This is a genomic window from Litoreibacter sp., from assembly GCF_039974535.1.
Lineage (GTDB): Bacteria > Pseudomonadota > Alphaproteobacteria > Rhodobacterales > Rhodobacteraceae > Litoreibacter.
In genome coordinates, this window is the sequence record NZ_JBDWIU010000003.1 from 308,559 (window position 1) to 324,276 (window position 15,718).

At 54.2% G+C, this 15,718-nt stretch carries 19 protein-coding genes; 7 read left to right on the forward strand and 12 right to left on the reverse strand.

The window, feature by feature from the left end; genetic code table 11:
• Positions 1 to 70: 70 nt before the first annotated feature.
• Complete coding sequence (locus ABJN86_RS02600; protein WP_348364225.1) at positions 71 to 712, forward strand: thiamine phosphate synthase; 642 nt, start codon at positions 71 to 73, stop codon at positions 710 to 712.
• Here ABJN86_RS02600 and ABJN86_RS02605 read toward each other — a convergent pair.
• Genes ABJN86_RS02605 through ABJN86_RS02615 form a run of 3 tightly spaced genes read right to left on the reverse strand, consistent with a single transcriptional unit; the run spans position 672 to position 2,595 of the window.
• The gene (locus ABJN86_RS02605; RefSeq protein WP_348364223.1) at positions 672 to 1,526 is read right to left on the reverse strand and encodes a lysophospholipid acyltransferase family protein; all 855 of its coding nucleotides are present in this window, start codon (positions 1,524 to 1,526) and stop codon (positions 672 to 674) included. The genes ABJN86_RS02600 and ABJN86_RS02605 overlap by 41 nt on opposite strands.
• Complete coding sequence (locus tag ABJN86_RS02610) at positions 1,523 to 2,308, reverse strand: GNAT family N-acyltransferase (protein ID WP_348364221.1); 786 nt, start codon at positions 2,306 to 2,308, stop codon at positions 1,523 to 1,525. The genes ABJN86_RS02605 and ABJN86_RS02610 overlap by 4 nt, the downstream gene beginning before the upstream one ends.
• Positions 2,309 to 2,331: 23 nt before the next feature.
• Positions 2,332 to 2,595 (reverse strand): DUF3553 domain-containing protein, encoded by a 264-nt coding sequence (locus ABJN86_RS02615; protein WP_348377612.1) that lies wholly within the window; start codon positions 2,593 to 2,595, stop codon positions 2,332 to 2,334.
• Between ABJN86_RS02615 and ABJN86_RS02620 the strand changes: the two genes are divergently transcribed.
• Positions 2,507 to 3,157: a histidine phosphotransferase family protein gene (locus ABJN86_RS02620; protein ID WP_348364219.1), complete on the forward strand. Its 651-nt coding sequence runs from the start codon at positions 2,507 to 2,509 to the stop codon at positions 3,155 to 3,157. The genes ABJN86_RS02615 and ABJN86_RS02620 overlap by 89 nt on opposite strands.
• On the opposite strand, the gene ABJN86_RS02625 is transcribed toward ABJN86_RS02620, so the two are convergent.
• The 3 genes from ABJN86_RS02625 to ABJN86_RS02635 are packed head-to-tail and all read right to left on the reverse strand — an operon-like array spanning position 3,154 to position 5,194.
• Positions 3,154 to 3,681 carry a gamma carbonic anhydrase family protein gene (locus ABJN86_RS02625; RefSeq protein WP_348364218.1) on the reverse strand — a complete coding sequence of 176 codons (528 nt, stop codon included), beginning with the start codon at positions 3,679 to 3,681 and terminating at the stop codon, positions 3,154 to 3,156. The two genes, ABJN86_RS02620 and ABJN86_RS02625, sit on opposite strands and share 4 nt — an antisense overlap.
• Complete coding sequence (gene gmk, locus ABJN86_RS02630) at positions 3,678 to 4,319, reverse strand: guanylate kinase (protein WP_348364216.1); 642 nt, start codon at positions 4,317 to 4,319, stop codon at positions 3,678 to 3,680. The genes ABJN86_RS02625 and gmk overlap by 4 nt, the downstream gene beginning before the upstream one ends.
• 2 nt (positions 4,320 to 4,321) lie before the next feature.
• A complete protein-coding gene (locus ABJN86_RS02635) occupies positions 4,322 to 5,194 on the reverse strand; it encodes a YicC/YloC family endoribonuclease (protein WP_348364214.1) in 873 nt (290 codons plus the stop codon).
• 186 nt (positions 5,195 to 5,380) lie between these two features.
• Here ABJN86_RS02635 and ABJN86_RS02640 point away from each other — a divergent pair, with 186 nt between their 5' ends.
• Positions 5,381 to 6,079, forward strand: a complete 699-nt coding sequence (locus tag ABJN86_RS02640; protein ID WP_348364213.1) for a PAS domain-containing protein — start codon at positions 5,381 to 5,383, stop codon at positions 6,077 to 6,079.
• 53 nt (positions 6,080 to 6,132) lie between these two features.
• Here the strand turns inward: ABJN86_RS02640 and ABJN86_RS02645 are convergent, their stop codons facing one another.
• Positions 6,133 to 7,503 carry a 3-deoxy-7-phosphoheptulonate synthase class II gene (locus tag ABJN86_RS02645; RefSeq protein ID WP_348364211.1) on the reverse strand — a complete coding sequence of 457 codons (1,371 nt, stop codon included), beginning with the start codon at positions 7,501 to 7,503 and terminating at the stop codon, positions 6,133 to 6,135.
• A gap of 175 nt (positions 7,504 to 7,678) precedes the next feature.
• Between ABJN86_RS02645 and ABJN86_RS02650 the strand changes: the two genes are divergently transcribed.
• Positions 7,679 to 8,689 (forward strand): GlxA family transcriptional regulator, encoded by a 1,011-nt coding sequence (locus ABJN86_RS02650; RefSeq protein ID WP_348364209.1) that lies wholly within the window; start codon positions 7,679 to 7,681, stop codon positions 8,687 to 8,689.
• 21 nt (positions 8,690 to 8,710) lie between these two features.
• On the opposite strand, the gene ABJN86_RS02655 is transcribed toward ABJN86_RS02650, so the two are convergent.
• On the reverse strand, positions 8,711 to 9,160 hold the full coding sequence (locus tag ABJN86_RS02655) for a DUF4399 domain-containing protein (RefSeq protein ID WP_348364208.1): 450 nt from the start codon (positions 9,158 to 9,160) through the stop codon (positions 8,711 to 8,713).
• 135 nt (positions 9,161 to 9,295) lie between these two features.
• Here ABJN86_RS02655 and ABJN86_RS02660 point away from each other — a divergent pair, with 135 nt between their 5' ends.
• Positions 9,296 to 9,766, forward strand: a complete 471-nt coding sequence (locus ABJN86_RS02660) for an RNA polymerase sigma factor (protein WP_348377618.1) — start codon at positions 9,296 to 9,298, stop codon at positions 9,764 to 9,766.
• Positions 9,763 to 10,494, forward strand: a complete 732-nt coding sequence (locus ABJN86_RS02665; RefSeq protein ID WP_348364206.1) for a hypothetical protein — start codon at positions 9,763 to 9,765, stop codon at positions 10,492 to 10,494. The genes ABJN86_RS02660 and ABJN86_RS02665 overlap by 4 nt, the downstream gene beginning before the upstream one ends.
• Here the strand turns inward: ABJN86_RS02665 and ABJN86_RS02670 are convergent.
• From ABJN86_RS02670 to ABJN86_RS02685, 4 genes are all read right to left on the reverse strand, one after another.
• The gene (locus ABJN86_RS02670; RefSeq protein WP_348364205.1) at positions 10,491 to 11,699 is read right to left on the reverse strand and encodes a beta-ketoacyl-[acyl-carrier-protein] synthase family protein; all 1,209 of its coding nucleotides are present in this window, start codon (positions 11,697 to 11,699) and stop codon (positions 10,491 to 10,493) included. The genes ABJN86_RS02665 and ABJN86_RS02670 overlap by 4 nt on opposite strands.
• Positions 11,700 to 11,706: 7 nt before the next feature.
• Entirely contained in the window at positions 11,707 to 11,970 is a 264-nt protein-coding gene (locus ABJN86_RS02675) for an acyl carrier protein (protein WP_348364202.1), read from the reverse strand.
• A gap of 67 nt (positions 11,971 to 12,037) precedes the next feature.
• The gene (gene lpxD, locus ABJN86_RS02680; RefSeq protein ID WP_348364200.1) at positions 12,038 to 13,102 is read right to left on the reverse strand and encodes a UDP-3-O-(3-hydroxymyristoyl)glucosamine N-acyltransferase; all 1,065 of its coding nucleotides are present in this window, start codon (positions 13,100 to 13,102) and stop codon (positions 12,038 to 12,040) included.
• Positions 13,103 to 13,177: 75 nt separating this feature from the next.
• Positions 13,178 to 14,788 (reverse strand): L,D-transpeptidase family protein, encoded by a 1,611-nt coding sequence (locus ABJN86_RS02685; RefSeq protein ID WP_348364198.1) that lies wholly within the window; start codon positions 14,786 to 14,788, stop codon positions 13,178 to 13,180.
• A gap of 341 nt (positions 14,789 to 15,129) precedes the next feature.
• On the opposite strand from ABJN86_RS02685, the gene ABJN86_RS02690 reads away from it, so the two are divergent.
• Positions 15,130 to 15,699 carry a DUF882 domain-containing protein gene (locus tag ABJN86_RS02690; protein ID WP_348364196.1) on the forward strand — a complete coding sequence of 190 codons (570 nt, stop codon included), beginning with the start codon at positions 15,130 to 15,132 and terminating at the stop codon, positions 15,697 to 15,699.
• The last annotated feature ends 19 nt before the right edge of the window (positions 15,700 to 15,718 follow it).

Genomic DNA, 15,718 nt, shown 5'->3' on the forward strand with positions numbered 1-15,718 from the left:
CTTCTCCCGCAACACCCTTGTGAGCGACGTCGACCCTCGCTATGACGTGCAAAACAACGGGGAGACCGACATGGCCCAGAACGATACCGCCCAACAGGGTCCTGAAACCCCACAAGTATATCTGATCACGCCCCCCGAGTTTGAGCTGGAGAGTTTTCCAACCCAACTGTCGCGCGTGCTCGACGATGTGGAGATCGCCTGCCTGCGCCTAAGCCTTGCCACCAAGGACGAAGACAAAATCGCCCGCGCTGCGGACATGATCCGTGAAGAAGCGCATTCGCGTGACATTCCCTTGGTGATCGACAGCCATTTCTTGCTGGTCGAGAAGCTGGGGCTTGATGGGGTTCACCTGCTCGATGGATCGCGGTCGGTGCGTTATGTGCGCAAGGAGATCGGCGACGACGCGGTTATCGGCGCGTATTGCGGCCCGTCGCGTCACGACGGTATGAACGCTGGCGAAAGTGGCGCGGATTACGTGGCCTTGGGCCCTGTCGGTGAAACGACTTTGGGTGACGGGCAAATGGCCGAAACGGAAGCCTTCGAGTGGTGGTCGCAAATGATCGAGCTGCCGATTGTCGCGGAGGGCGCAGTGAACATCGCCGCCGTGGAACGCCTTGCCCCCTACACCGACTTCTTTGCCGTGGGCGAGGAAATCTGGGGCAAAGACGATCCTAGCGCTGCTTTGAAAGCATTGCTTGCGCCGCTGGGCTGATTTTCAAGCCGGACCGAATGATCTTTTCACAGGCAAAGGCGAGTTCTTTGCGTGTCTCGAAGTCGGACACCTTTAGCGGAGAATGGTAGGTCACAGTAACTTGGCCTTGGCTTGTCGCCGCTAAGGTTTGTAGCAGGTGCGGCGCGAAATCCATGTCGCCCCACCACCCGTATAACCTTGGGTCAGTGCCGTTGGGCGCTTCGTAGGACAATGTGACAGGCTGCACGTAAAGTACATCACGCAACTCAGGCGTAAAGAATGCCGCAAAAAGCGTTGATTTGAATGGTAAAACTCTAATTCCGTCGGAGCTGGTGCCTTCTGGGAAAAACAACAGCTTGTGACCTGCAAGAAGACGGGTCTCAAACACCTCTTTTTGTGCACGGGCCTGTTTGGGATCGCGGTCTATGAACACGGTACCCGTTGCACGGGCAAGCCATCCGATGCCCGGCCATTTAGCGACCTCGGACTTGGACACGAAATAGACCAGCTTTCGGGCATTCAGCGAGAAGATGTCCAACCAACTGCTGTGATTGGCGACCACGGCGCCCTGCTCGGTCATTGGTGTTCCCTTTGTGAAAAACTTTATGCCCAACAAGACGAACGACGCCCGACACACGAACCGCGTGATATGCGGCGTCCAAGGTCGTTGCATCCCATGTCTTGGGCTCTCAACCAGCCGAACAAGCAGCAAAACCAACAATCCGCCAAACACCAACAAACCGAGCGGCAGCCCCCGCAAAACAACCAGCAGCCACTGAACCGGCCCCATTTTCACATGCGCAGGTGGATCACCACTGTCCCAAGTCCCGCTCATAAAACGACCTGCTCTTTGACGCGAGATCGCGAATAGATGTCTTTGTGTTTCTTCGACAAATTTAAGGTATCCATAATCAAACACACGTCTATCGTGTTGAAATCATGATCTATATAAGCGCCATCCCCAACCTTTCCACCCAACCTGAGGTAAGCTTTTATCAAGGCCGGCGTATCTTTCATCGCTTGGACGCGGTCTATGTCCTTTTCCTCGATCAAATCCATCGCTTGGTAGAGTGTAGAGCGCGGGCGCAACTCCTTCGGGGCCAGATACGCGTGGTGCAGATTCGACAGGGATTGCGCAACCTCGTCAATCTTAGTTCCGTGAAATGATGCCACGCCGAACATGACCTCAATTTGGTGGGTCTCCACATACTGTGCCAACCCTTGCCACAGATGGTACATCGCGGCCCCGCCACGGTAGTCGGGGTGTACGCATGAGCGCCCCAACTCCAGCAACCGCCGGCCAGAGGCCTTGAGAGGCGCTAGATCAAATTCAGACCCGCTGTAGAACCCCATGCCATTGCTGGCAACATCACCGCGCAGAAGCCGGTAGACACCAACCACTTGATCACGGTCATCTTTACGCGAATGATCCAGCAAAATAAGGTGATCGAAGAACGGATCGAAGCGGTCGCATTCCAGTTGCGCCTCGTGGTCCACGCCTTCGCTATGTCCGCCAAGCTCCTCCACAAACACACGGTAACGCAGGTGCTGTGCCGCGCGCAAATCTTCGGCATTTTGGGCCAGCCGAGTAGAAAATTTCGGGGTATCTTTTGCCATAAATTTATCGTCGTTCGGCATAGCTAAACATTACGTTCTTGAAGCAATGTAATTTTAGCACTTTCCAAAGTCATTTTGCCCATATTCTCAAAATTAACCGTTAATTTACCGTTTATGTTAGATTGAACTTGTCCAAGACCCCATTCAGGCTCGGCTGGATTGCGCACCAGCATACCAGGTTCCAACAAGGAGTTCATATTGTCCGACAAAGCCCGCTCCAACGTAGCTGAAAGTGATTTCCAGCATGATACCCTAAAGGATGCCACTTCGCTATTGGCCTCCCGCATTTGCCACGACCTAATTAGCCCAATCGGCGCGATCAGCAACGGGCTTGAGCTGCTTATGATGTCTGGCCTGCAACGCACGCCTGAGCTTGAGCTAATAGAAGAGAGCATTTCCAACGCCAATGCTCGTGTACGCCTGTTCCGGCTGGCCTTTGGCTCTGCCACCGCCGGTCAACGTATGGCCCGTAGTGATATCGTTAGATTGTTGGGCGATTGCTATAAGACCGGACGCATCCAAGTGATGTGGGAACCCACTTCCGATGTCAGCAGAATAGAGGCGAAGGTCGCGTTATTGGGCGTTCTATGCTTGGAAGTTGTTTTGCCGGCGGGTGGTAAGATCGTGGTTCGAGAGGATCGCGGTCAATGGCAGATGCAGGCTTATGGCACCAAGATCAGGGTTGAGGAGAACCCTTGGAGCCGTCTAAACGGCGCGGTCATAGACGTCGATGATATACAGCCCGCCCATATCCAGTTTGTGTTGCTGCGCGAGGCGCTCGATCAGATGGGAAAGCCCATCATGGCAGGCTATTCCGACAGCGCCGCGTCATTGCGGTATGAGATTTAGACAGGTTTAAGACCAGCGCGAAACCGACGCATGTTGGCCTGATAAGCCAGCGCAGAATTGATCAGCCCTTGCTGCGCTTGAGCATCCAACTCGCGAATGATCTTGCCGGGTGCACCCATTACAAGTGAGCCGTCTGGAATTTCCTTGCCCTCGGTCACGAGCGCCCCTGCCCCGATCAAGCACCCTTTGCCGATCTTGGCCCCGTTCAGGACCGTTGCCCCCATGCCGATCAGGGAGCCTTCGCCGATAATACAACCATGCAGCATCGCCTTATGGCCAATCGTGCAATTGGCGCCGATCATCAGCGGGTAACCCATGTCGGTGTGTAGCACGCAGTTTTCTTGAATGTTGGAGCCTTGGCCCACGGTGATGCGTTCATTGTCACCGCGCAAGGTGCTGCCAAACCAGACCGAGGCGGCCACCTCGATCAGCACGTCGCCAATCAGGTTGGCATCTGGTGCGATCCAAAAGTCATCGCCCTTGGGGAGTTTTGGTGAGACACCGTCCAGCGCGTACAAGGTCATTGACGCGCCTCATATTGCTCATTCAAGTCGCGCACCAAGGTCATCAGCCCCGGTTGGCGCGACCGTTTCAGGCGCTCTGCGGTTAGGATTGCACGCAACTCCTGCTCGGCCACGTCAATGTCATGGTTAATCAGGCAGTAGTCATATTCAGCCCAGTGGCTAATCTCATCGCGGCTTTTCTGCATGCGGGCCGCGATCACCTCGTCGCTATCTTGCGCACGCGACCGCAGGCGCTTTTCAAGCTCAATGATAGATGGTGGTAGGATGAAGATCGACACAACGTCTTCCGCCAGCCCAGAGTTGCGCACTTGCTGCCCCCCCTGCCAGTCAATGTCGAAGATCACATCACGCCCGTCACTGATCGCCTCCTCAACAGGCCCCTTCGGAGAGCCGTAGAGATTGTCGAACACTTCAGCGTGCTCAAGCATGTCATCTTCATCGACCATCCGCCGAAATTCATCATGAGTGCGGAAAAAATATTCGCGCCCGTCCTGTTCCCCTTCACGGGGTTGGCGCGTGGTGGCCGAGACCGAAAAGGACAACGTGTCGTCCCATTTCATCAAGCGGCCCGCCAAAGTTGACTTCCCCGCCCCTGATGGTGACGACAAGATGATCAGAATTCCGCGACGGTCGGTCATGGCTACTCCACGTTTTGAACTTGCTCACGCATCTGGTCGATCACAGCTTTAAGGTCAAGGCCAACCCGAGTGAGTTCCGGTGATCCAGACTTGGAACACAGAGTATTCGCCTCGCGGTTGAACTCTTGCATCAGGAAATCCAGTTTGCGCCCAACAGGGCCGTCGCCTGCCAGCAAGGTTTCTGCGGCAACCACATGCGCAATCAAACGGTCGATCTCCTCGGACACATCTGCCTTCACCGCCAACAAGGCCAATTCTTGTGCAACACGGTCAGGGTCCGCGCCGTCCACGTTATCCATCACGCGGGCCAGATTGGTCTTTAGCGTTTGTGCCACTTGATCTTTTCGAGCCTCCGCCAGCTTGGCGGCCTCTTGGGTTAGGGAGGCGATCTGGCCGAGTTGATCACGCAAGACAACACCCAGTGCTAGTCCTTCCGAGGCGCGCATCTCACCGAAGGCATCAATGGCCTCATCGAAGCTTTGCAATATCTCGGCCTCAGGCAAGGGACCAGAATCGATGTCACTGCGCATCACCCCGCGCAGGCCAAGATAATCCGGCGCGGACGCTTCGGTGAGTTTCAGCCCCTTGTTCTTGGCAATCGTGCGCACCCGAATGGCGGAATTGATGTAGCTTTCCAGCACATCCTCATCCATCTGCACAATGCCGTCGGCTTTGTCGTCCTCGACACGCAGCGTCACGCTGATGTTGCCGCGCGAGAAGGCTTTGGCGATCTTGGCACGTATGGCTTGCTCTTTGGGCATCAGACGCTCTGGGAGCCGCAGACGGATATCAAGCCCTTTGGCGTTCACCCCGCGCATCTCAAGCACCCATGCCGACGCGCCGGCACGGCCTGTGTTAGAAGCGAAGGCGGTCATGGATCTGATCATAGTGGATTAACCTATTAACACTTTAGAAACCCACTTAGGGCAACTTTCATGCCATATTAAGACAACAGAAATCTTTATCAACTTCGAGGTAGCAAACCGCGAAGTTTGCCGCAACGTATTCCATCAGCGGCCAAAGCAACACGACGGCCGGGGGGCCGAAAAAGGAGTAGACAGATGGCGCAGCAAGGTAGCCCTAATCCACATAAAGCAGAGGTCGTTTCCCTGTGGCAACATCAGGCCAAGCGCGATGTCTCTGCATTAAGCGAAATGCGCGGATACTGGGAGAGCCTGCGATGTGGCCGTTTGGTACCTTTACGATCCGAAATTGACCCGCGCGAGATCGCCGGCGCCTTGGAATACGGCTTCATTATCGAACGCCTTCAACCGGGCGCAATACGGTTTCGTCTGGCTGGTATGCACCTGAATGACCTCATGGGGATGGAAGTGAACGGAATGCCACTACGCTCCTTCATATCCCCAGAAAGCCGCACACGTTTTTCGGCGATGTTGGAACGCGTTTTCACTCAGCCTGAAATTCATGAATATATTCTATCGTCTGACGACATGAACGTGACGCCTTTACGGGCTCGACTGCTTATTTTGCCTTTAAAAAGTGATGCGGGGCAGATCAATCGCGCGATTGGCTGTTTGGTTTCAGAAGGGGTTGTAGGCATCTCGCCTCGTCGCTTCAAAGTGCTGGAAACCCGCGTCACAAGCTTACTGAACGGCGAGCAGACACGCGAGATTGCCTCCGACACTTACACACAAGCCCCATCCCCTCGGGTCGCGGCCTTCGCAGAGGCGCAAGAAGGCTTCACCAGCGAGCCACGCCCTGCCCTTCGACTTGTGGTAAGCGACGACGCCGATAGCTAATAAAAAAAGCCGGGCACTAAGACCCGGCTTTTTCAATTGGATTTGCCTAACGCTTACACCGCTGCGCGCTTCTTTTCGCTGCGAAGTGCTGATAGCTCTTCGGACACCAAGAACGCCAGCTCAAGCGATTGAGACGCATTCAAGCGTGGGTCACAAGCCGTGTGGTACCTATCCGACAGGTCCTCGTCTGTGACAGCACGGACACCGCCGGTGCATTCTGTCACATCCTTGCCGGTCATCTCGAAATGCACGCCACCTGGGACAGTGCCTTCCGCAGCATGAACCCCAAAGAACTCGCGCACTTCGCGCAGTACGGAATCGAATGGGCGCGTTTTATAGCCCGTGGACGATTTGATCGTGTTGCCGTGCATTGGGTCACAGGTCCAAACGACGTTGGCGCCCTCTTCTTTCACGGTTTTGATCAGACGTGGCAGGTGCTCACCTACGCTACCAGCACCAAAGCGCGCGATCAGGGTCAGACGACCTGCCTCGTTCTCTGGGTTCAGCTTGTTCATCAGAACCTTGAGGTCTTCGGCCGTTGTTGTCGGGCCACATTTCAAACCGATGGGGTTTTGAACACCGCGTGCAAATTCCACGTGGGCGCCATCAGGCTGACGTGTGCGGTCGCCGATCCAGATCATGTGACCTGAGCCAGCTACAGGCAGGCCGGATGTGCTGTCGATGCGGCAGAGAGCCTCTTCATACTCTAGAAGCAGCGCTTCGTGCGATGTGTAGAAGTCCACGGATTGCAACGTGTGTGCAGTTTCTTGCGTCACGCCTGCTGCCTTCATGAAGTCCAGCGCATCGGAGATGTTATTCGCCAGCTCACGGTATTGCGCGGCCTTCTCGCTTTCGGTAAAGCCGAGGGTCCAAGCATGCACTTGGTGCACGTCAGCGTAACCACCCGTAGAGAATGCGCGAAGCAAGTTCAGCGACGCTGCGGACTGCGTGTAGGCCTGCAACATTTTGCTGGCGTTCGGGATCCGCGCTTCAGGTGTGAAATCCAGCTCGTTGATGATGTCGCCGCGGTAGCTTGGCAGCTCCACGCCATCCTTCGTCTCCGTCGGAGCAGAGCGTGGCTTGGCGAATTGGCCAGCCATGCGGCCAACTTTGACCACGGGCACTTTCGCGCCGTAGGTCAGAACCATTGCCATCTGCAGCATGACCTTGAAGGTATCGCGAATGCCATCCGCAGAGAATTCCGCGAAACTCTCGGCGCAATCGCCGCCTTGCAGCAAGAACGCTTCGCCGCGCGAAACGGAGGCCAAAGACGCTTTCAACTTGCGGGCCTCGCCAGCAAAAACCAACGGCGGATACTGTGAAAGTTGGGCCTCAACCGCCGCGAGAGCGTCTGCGTCCAAATAGTCGGGCATCTGTACGCGTGGTTTGTTGCGCCAGTCCGACTTCTTCCAAGCCTGTGCCATGGTCTCATACTCCAAAAATGATAGCGGTATCGCTAATAGGCCCTGTGTATAACCTCACACTCAGGGGCTTGCCAATGACGAAAACTCAGCTAAGGCTTGAACGGTGGATTGTCCCTCCTGCTGAACCGGATCAATCTGAATTCCATGTGGCTATCGTAATCGGGAGGTCTGCCGCTTGTCTTACTCAAATACACCTAATCCGGACACGGGATCTTCGCATAAGAAACGGCGTTATATTTTCGTTTTAATGGAAAGTTTCACCATGTTGAGCTTTGCAGGCGCGGTTGACGCGCTGCGCATCGCGAACCGAATGGCCCCCGACAGCTATGAGTGGGTGTTGGCCGGCGAAGGTGGCGAGAGCAGCACCTGTTCATGCGGCATTAGCTACAAATTGGACATGGATCTTGAAGAGGTTCCGCGTGATTCCACGGTAATTCTGTGCGGTGGCACCAACATTCAGGATGCCACGACAAAACGCCTACTCAATTGGATTCGCCGCGAGGCCCGTCGTGGGGTGACCATCGGGGCCCTTTGCACCGCGGCGTATTCTTTGGCCCGCGCCGGCCTTCTAGACGGCAAACGCGCGACCATTCATTGGGAAAACCAAGACAGCTTCATGGAAGAATTCGATGAGGTCGAGTTGACCAAATCGGTCTTTGTCGTAGACGGCAACCGGATGACCACAGCTGGCGGAACCTCGTCGATTGACCTGATGCTGAAGATCATCGCCTCTGATCTTGGTGAAGAAGTGGCCAATATGGTGGCTGATCAACAGATTTATTCATCCATTCGAACGGATCAGGACCAACAGCGCTTGTCGATTCCCACGCGGATCGGTGTGCGCCACCCGAAATTGAGCCGCGTCATCCAGATGATGGAGACCAATGTAGAGGAGCCTATCAGCCCCTCGCTTTTGGCCAAAGAGGTCGGGATGTCCACTCGCCAACTCGAGCGCCTGTTCCGCCGCTACTTGAACCGCTCGCCCAAGCGTTACTACATGGAAATTCGGCTTCAAAAAGCCCGCAACTTGCTCATGCAGACCGATATGAGCGTTATCAACGTCGCTTTGGCCTGCGGCTTTGCCTCACCGTCGCATTTCTCAAAGTGCTACCGTGCGCATTACAACACCACCCCCTACCGCGAACGAGGCGCGCAAGCGGGCCGCATAGTTAAGACGGAGACCTAAAACAGGTCTCCGCCAAATCGATTACTCGGTAACGGTAATTGTGATGATAGAAGTTTCAACCGTCGGCTCGAATGGCACGTGGTTCAAATCTCCAAAAACAAGCTGCAACGTATGCTCGCCCGCAGGTAACTCCAGTGTAGTTTCGGTTTGACCACCACCATAATGGATCAAGTTGTCCGACCCTACGAGGCCGTAGTCATATTCCTCCATCCCATCCTCGCCTTTTCCCAACGCCGGACGATCGATCAACAAATGATGATGCCCTGTGCCTTCCTTTTCAACGCCAGCAGGTGCCACGCCCATTCCACTTATGCCGAACAGCACTTTCACAGGGCTTGTGACCGTATCACCATCACTTAAGTTGATGAAATATTGCTGAGCGCCAGGCACAGGGGCGATGTCGCCTGAAAATGCCGGAGTGCTCACAATCGCGGTACATGCGACGATAGCAGCGATAAAAGTCTTTTTCATTTTGGGTCCTCTCATTATGTTCCAGCCAAGCGCAATTGAAGCGTCCGACACCGAGGTAACCCTTCAGAGGTAAATTTTATTCGCCTGTTTTCAAAAAAATCCCATCTGGACGAAGTTCGAAACGGGCTACCAAGCATAACGCCTCGCCTTTGGCGGTACTGTGTCGTTTTGACGAAAAGCTCTGATATTGCGCATGACCTGACACAATCGACTTGTTTGCGCGCACTCGAAAAAGCGCATCAGTTTGAGAAAGGGACCCATCTTGACCGATGGGTTTTCCGCATCGCCCAACGCATTTGGTTTAATGAGTTGCGTGCAAAATCGGTACGTCACGGCGGTGGCATTGTAGCTGTGGAAGACGCGAACCTTCCATCCAATGAGCCATCAGCTGAAACGAATATTTTCGTCAGTGAGGTGTTATCCCATGTACAAGCCCTACCTGAAGCACAACGAACAACCGTAATGCTTGTTTACGTAGAAGGGTTCAGTTACCGCGAAGCAGCTGATGTATTACAAATTCCAATCGGAACCGTTATGAGCCGTCTCTCAGCGGCTCGAAAGACATTGAAAACCAATTTACCTCTTTCTGAAAGCCGGATCGCATGACGCAAGACACAAACATCAGCGATGAAACGTTAACCGCCTACCTTGATGGCGCGCTCAGCAAACTCGAAATGCAACGCATTGAAGATGCGTTGTCGCATGATCCGAGCTTGCAGGCACAACTAGATGCACTGGACGCGCCGATTGAAGGCTTGCGCCCTGCGTTTGATACGATGCTTCGTGACATGCCTGCAGATTTGATACCAAACGGGCCGGTCTACACAGGAATTAAAGCTAGAACCGCGTCGATTGCAGCCTCGGTAGCATTAGCTGCAGGCGTAGCCTTAGGCGTATTTTTCGGAAACTCACCGTCCGCCAACTCATCTTGGCACGACTATGTGGCGGCGTATCAAGCCCTCTATGTCGCGGATACCTTAAGTGTTGTGGAACAGACGCCGTCAGAAACATCCAGTCAACTGACCCGAGTTTCACAAACTCTTGGGCGTGAATTGAATTCTGCAACCGAAGTCCCTGGCTTGACTTATAAGCGGGCGCAACTGCTGGGCTTCAAAGGAAAGCCATTGGTGCAACTTGCATATGTCACCGAGAATGGAGCACCTATTGCGCTTTGCATCATCAAATCGAAGGATAGCGCGAAGTTGGCAACCATGAAGCTAGAGGATCTAGAAGCCGCAAGCTGGTCTGACGGAACTTACGCTTATTTGTTGATCGGGGGCGATAGCTCAGATCAAATCGAAGCTATGGCGGCACATCTGCAGGCCGAACTTTAGACCTTGCGCAACGCCAAAACCGCGTTCATTCCGCCAAACGCAAAGGCGTTGGAAAGTGCCACATCAACAGAGGCATTGCGCGCCTCATTTGGAACCACGTCCAACGCACATTCAGGGTCAGGCTCGTCGTAGTTGATAGTTGGCGCGACGACCCCTTCACGCAAAGCCATAATGCAGGCCAAAAGCTCAATCGCGCCGGTACCCCCGATGACATGTCCATGCATCGATTTGGTCGATGACATCATCAATTTGTCCGCATGTGCGCCAAAAACATCTGCCACCGCCGCGCATTCGGTCTTATCGTTGGCCGCCGTGCCGGTGCCATGCGCGTTAATATAAGCCACATCCGACGGGTTTAGTTTCGCATCGTGCAAGGCCCCTGAAATGGCGCGTGCGGCCCCTTGTTTTGAGGGCATCACAATGTCAGCGGCATCCGACGACATCGCAAATCCAATAACTTCGGCCAGAATGTCGGCGTCACGGGCTTTGGCGTGCTCATATTCCTCAAAGACGAAGATCGCCGCGCCCTCGCCTTGCACCATTCCATTGCGGTTGGCCGAGAACGGGCGACAGGTATCCTTGGTCATGACGCGCAGACCTTCCCACGCCTTCACGCCGCCAAAACACAACATCGACTCGCTGCCACCAGTGACCATCGCCTTGGCCATGCCAGAGCGTACGAACTGAAAGGCCTGCCCCATTGCGTGATTGGACGACGCACACGCCGTGGCCACGGTAAATGAAGGTCCCTTGAGGTTATATTCCATCGACAAATGCGACGCGGCAGCGTTGTTCATCAGTTTAGGCACCACGAAGGGGTGAACGCGGTTTTTGCCTTCCTCGTATACGGCGCGGTAATTTTCGTCCTGAGTGTTCATCCCGCCGCCAGCGGTCCCTAGGACAACCCCCGCTTCCGCTGCCAACTGCCCCGAAAACGTCAACCCTGACTGGGCAATGGCTTCGCGCCCCGCAAGAAGGGAGAACTGTGTGTAGCGATCATAAAGAGCGATTTGCTGACGGTTGAACAGCTCATTGGGCTCATAATTTTTGACTTGGCCACCGATTTTGATCGCCAACCGGTCCACATCGCGAATGTCCAACACATCGATGCCGCATCGCCCTGCCTTGAAGGCATCCAAGGTACTCGCGACATCCGCGCCAAGTGCGTTGATAGTCCCCTGCCCAGTGATGACGACCCGATGCATCGTGCCGCTACCCTTTTTGCGCGGCCACAAGGCCCTCGACGGCGGTGACAATGCTGGTCACGCTGGTGATATCAAATTCACTGGACTTAGGATCATTCGCGTTAAAGGGCACGGATATATCAAAGGCTTCTTCGATGGCGAAGATGCTCTCCACCAGCCCTAGACTGTCTATGCCCAAGTCTTCGAGTGTGGCGTCCATCTTCACGTCTTGCACCTCCAGAACGGCTTGTTCTGCGATGATTTCGATCACTTGATCTTTGACGGTCACCATTACTCTTCCCTCGACATTAGGTTGTCTGGGGACAGATTTAAGCATTCATGTTAGGTATTGCTACAAGCTATTTGTCTTGTCTTAAAACCTTCATAAACCTCGGCAGCCGGCGCAATGACTTCTGCATCTCTATATGGCTCTCCATTTTCACCGCAGGATAGCCAAGCAAAACTCGACCCGCTGGCGCATTGGTGAAAATTTTGCTGGCACCGCCCGCGATAACATCATCGCCTACGAAGATATTATCGGTCACCCCGCACTGCCCGGCTAAAACGACGCGGTTGCCGATACGTGACGACCCTGCGACCCCTGCCTGACCACAAAACAGGCAATCATCGCCAACTTGAACATTGTGTCCGATATGGACGAGGTTATCGAGCTTAGTGCCGTTCCCAATGGAGGTGTTCCTAATTGTTCCGCGATCAATCGTGGAGTTCGCACCAACTTCCACATTGTCGCCGATTGTGACCCCACCCAAAGAATGAATTCGTGTCCAGCTTTGCTGCGACGCCTCGCCTTGATCTCCCAAGGATTGACGCGCATTTTCAACGCCGCTTTTCTCAGGTGTGACGAAGGAGAAGCCATCAGCACCAATCACACATCCGGGTTGCGCGATGAAGTTTGCACCAATTTGAACACGCGCACCTATACGAACACCGTTCAGTATCAAGGCGTTATCGCCTATAGTTGATCCCTCTGAGATCGAGACATGCGACGCAATGCGTGCGTTAACACCAACCGTCACATCGCGCCCGATTGTAACAAAGGGTCCGATTGCGGCACCCTCGCCAATGTTGGCGCTTGGATGAACCACGGCCATCGCGTGAATGCCTTCGTCTATTTCAGGTCCGGGATCCATCAACGTGGTTAAGCCCGACATGGCGTAACGTGGACGCGGCACGAAAATACCAGCCTTCAGACCAAGCGCTTGCCAATCAGCGCCCTGCCACAAGATCGCCGCCTGAGCCGCACCCTTCGCCAATCCGTCCGCGTATTTCGGATCCATGGCCAAAGCCAGCTGATCGGCTTTAGCTGTCGCGGGCTCTGACGCGCCCGACATGACAAGATCACCGTTGCCCTCTAGCGTTGCGCCAAGCGCGGTAGCGATTTGGGTCAGGGTAAATTCTGTCATGTCATATGCTCTCCGCAAAGAAAAAGGCGCACCGTGGTCAGCCCACAATGCGCCCGAAAGACCTAAGTCAGATGTTTAGCTGGCTACCGAACGCAGCGAAACCCCAGCACGGCTCAGGGCAGCAAAAATCTGCGTATCACGCCTGTAAACGTCATCGCGGTAATGCGCGTTGCCCTTAGCATCGACCCAAGCAGTATAGTAGACGAGGTGCACTGGCAGAGGTGTTTGCAAGTTCACGCGGCGCTCGGACTTAGTGCGCAACACGCCTTGGAAAAAGCCTTCTGGGTCTGATTGCTGGTTCGCCAAAAGCGCATAGGCAAAGTCAAACGGCTTATGCACACGGATACACCCATGGCTAAACGCACGCGACTCGCGCCCAAACAAGGACTTGGACGGCGTATCATGCAGGTAAATGTTGTGCTGGTTTGGGAAGATGAACTTCACCAAGCCCAAAGCATTCCCCTTGGACGGAGGTTGCTTCATCGAATACGGGAAGTTCTTCTCGTTATATTTTGAGAAGTTGATGGAATTCCGGTTCACCGGCTTGCCGTTGCGCCCAATAATCTGCAATTGCCCCGCAGCACCTTTGTTACGTTTCAGCAAAGGTAGATATTCTTTCGTCACGATGGAGCGAGGGACATACCAGCTAGGGTTAATCACCATATATTCCATAACGTCCGAGAATTCAGGCGTCCGGCGATCGCCAGTATCCTTGCCGACAACAACCCGCGAGCGGAACGTGGATTTGCCGTTTTTCATCAGGTCGACGTGGAAGTCAGGAATGTTAACCCAGACGTGGTTCTTCTCAACGGGACGGCTATTCCAGCGTTGACGCTCCATCGCGACGAGGACTTGTTGCAGCCGCTCTTGTGGGTTCTTGTTGAGCTGCGTAATGGTCGAGCTGCCAGCCACACCGTCCGGAGACAGGCCGTGGTTGACCTGAAACTTCTGAACTGCGCCTTGGATCGATGCATCATAGCTTTGCGACGCAGACTTGCGCAGATAGCCCATACGGATCAAGCGGTTGCGAAGTTGAACAACGGTAGCTCCGGACTGGCCTGGCTTCAGTGATTTGGCTTGAACCTTGTCGCCCCAACCACCTTTAGCGAGTAGCTTTTCAAGCTTTAGTTTTTCTTTTTGCAAGCGCACATATTCGGGCTTGCTAGGTGCCATCTTCTTTAAGAAAGCCGCAGGGTTGGACTTGGAAAACGCATCAATCGTGGAGGCACGATCATAGTGCTGAACCTCCATCACAATAAGGTTGTCGACACTGCGCGGGTTAATCACACCAGAGCGCATGTGATCTGCATAATCCAACATGCGCTTCGCTGCTTCAACCTCAACACGTCCGCGGTCGCTTGGGTTCTTTGCGGCCTTCATTGCGGCCTTCAGACCATCAACGTCATATGCTTTTGCCGGCAAACCGTGATCATCAGCGGATCCCAGTGCCTTCAACAGTGCGCTGCGACGACGTCCATCACCGTTGCCCACGAACACTGGCTTGTAGTTGCGTTCGCGGTAGAAGGCCGACAGGGACTCATCGCGCGCGGCAGCTTCAGCAATGGATTGCTTGAGGGCGGTAACAGCGGCGTCAGCGCGCCCTGCCCCAAATACAGGCAAGACAAAGCTTGCGGCCCCTGCGGCCAGAAGCTTGAGCGTCGAGCGACGGGTTGGGGAAAGGGTCATGGCAGTGCACCTCAAATACTATACAAAATTTTGCCCAAATACATTTCACCCGCGCGTAAGAGTCCATTCACATTCAATGAGAACATGCCTTTTTTCCGCCACGTTGCCCTTAAGCCACCTAAAAGGGTTTATCTATGCTTAAGCATTGGCTGATTTTCTTAAGCGACACCTTAAAAGCTGTGAAGAAACTGCGCAAATTTCCGCTTATTCTTACCTTATTAACGCCCATCTTTAAGACTGTACTTGGTTATAGAATCGAAATGTGGCATAGGTTTCGCATCTGGGGACCAAAAAGACGACGCCGTGGCAACGGCTTAGGGCAATACGGGACAGGCACGAACATGGGCAAAACGAATTCCGCACTTGTTACGCGGCGGGCACTTTTGGGTGCATTCGCAGCAACGACAGTCACAGCGGCTCCAGTCTACTCCAAAGCATTTGGGTTTCTAAAAGGCGCAGGCGATGTTCGCCGCCTTAAGATGTATTCCGGTAGAACCGGCGAGAAGATCGACATGATCTACTGGATTGAAGGTGAATACATCAAAGAATCGCTCAAAGAAGTTAACTACTTCATGCGCGACTGGCGCCAGAATAGCGCCATTAACATTGATACACGTACCATCGACATCATGTCTGCCTCTCACAATCTGATGGGTGTTTCAGAGCCTTACACCCTACTGTCCGGTTACCGCTCCCCGAAAACAAACAACATGCTACGCTCACGGTCCCGTGGTGTGGCAAAGAACTCGCTGCACATGAAGGGCCAAGCTGCCGATCTGCGTTTGGCATCGCGTTCCGTGGGTCAGATTTCACGCGCAGCAGCGTCGTGCTCTGCTGGTGGTGTTGGCCGTTACTCCAGCTCTAACTTCGTGCACATGGATTGCGGCGACGTCCGCACTTGGGGCCGGTAGGACTTCCCAAAATCTTGAA

Bases quoted from the DNA above. Each gene is read 5' to 3' on its own strand.
- ABJN86_RS02600 (WP_348364225.1), top strand. From the start codon at position 71: ATGGCCCAGAACGATACCGCCCAACAGGGTCCTGAAACCCCACAAGTA.
- ABJN86_RS02605 (WP_348364223.1), bottom strand. From the start codon at position 1,526: ATGAGCGGGACTTGGGACAGTGGTGATCCACCTGCGCATGTGAAAATG.
- ABJN86_RS02610 (WP_348364221.1), bottom strand. From the start codon at position 2,308: ATGGCAAAAGATACCCCGAAATTTTCTACTCGGCTGGCCCAAAATGCC.
- ABJN86_RS02615 (WP_348377612.1), bottom strand. From the start codon at position 2,595: ATGCGGGAGGCCAATAGCGAAGTGGCATCCTTTAGGGTATCATGCTGG.
- ABJN86_RS02625 (WP_348364218.1), bottom strand. From the start codon at position 3,681: ATGACCTTGTACGCGCTGGACGGTGTCTCACCAAAACTCCCCAAGGGC.
- gmk (WP_348364216.1), bottom strand. From the start codon at position 4,319: ATGACCGACCGTCGCGGAATTCTGATCATCTTGTCGTCACCATCAGGG.
- ABJN86_RS02635 (WP_348364214.1), bottom strand. From the start codon at position 5,194: ATGACCGCCTTCGCTTCTAACACAGGCCGTGCCGGCGCGTCGGCATGG.
- ABJN86_RS02640 (WP_348364213.1), top strand. From the start codon at position 5,381: ATGGCGCAGCAAGGTAGCCCTAATCCACATAAAGCAGAGGTCGTTTCC.
- ABJN86_RS02645 (WP_348364211.1), bottom strand. From the start codon at position 7,503: ATGGCACAGGCTTGGAAGAAGTCGGACTGGCGCAACAAACCACGCGTA.
- ABJN86_RS02655 (WP_348364208.1), bottom strand. From the start codon at position 9,160: ATGAAAAAGACTTTTATCGCTGCTATCGTCGCATGTACCGCGATTGTG.
- ABJN86_RS02665 (WP_348364206.1), top strand. From the start codon at position 9,763: ATGACGCAAGACACAAACATCAGCGATGAAACGTTAACCGCCTACCTT.
- ABJN86_RS02670 (WP_348364205.1), bottom strand. From the start codon at position 11,699: ATGCATCGGGTCGTCATCACTGGGCAGGGGACTATCAACGCACTTGGC.
- ABJN86_RS02675 (WP_348364202.1), bottom strand. From the start codon at position 11,970: ATGGTGACCGTCAAAGATCAAGTGATCGAAATCATCGCAGAACAAGCC.
- lpxD (WP_348364200.1), bottom strand. From the start codon at position 13,102: ATGACAGAATTTACCCTGACCCAAATCGCTACCGCGCTTGGCGCAACG.
- ABJN86_RS02685 (WP_348364198.1), bottom strand. From the start codon at position 14,788: ATGACCCTTTCCCCAACCCGTCGCTCGACGCTCAAGCTTCTGGCCGCA.
- ABJN86_RS02690 (WP_348364196.1), top strand. From the start codon at position 15,130: ATGGGCAAAACGAATTCCGCACTTGTTACGCGGCGGGCACTTTTGGGT.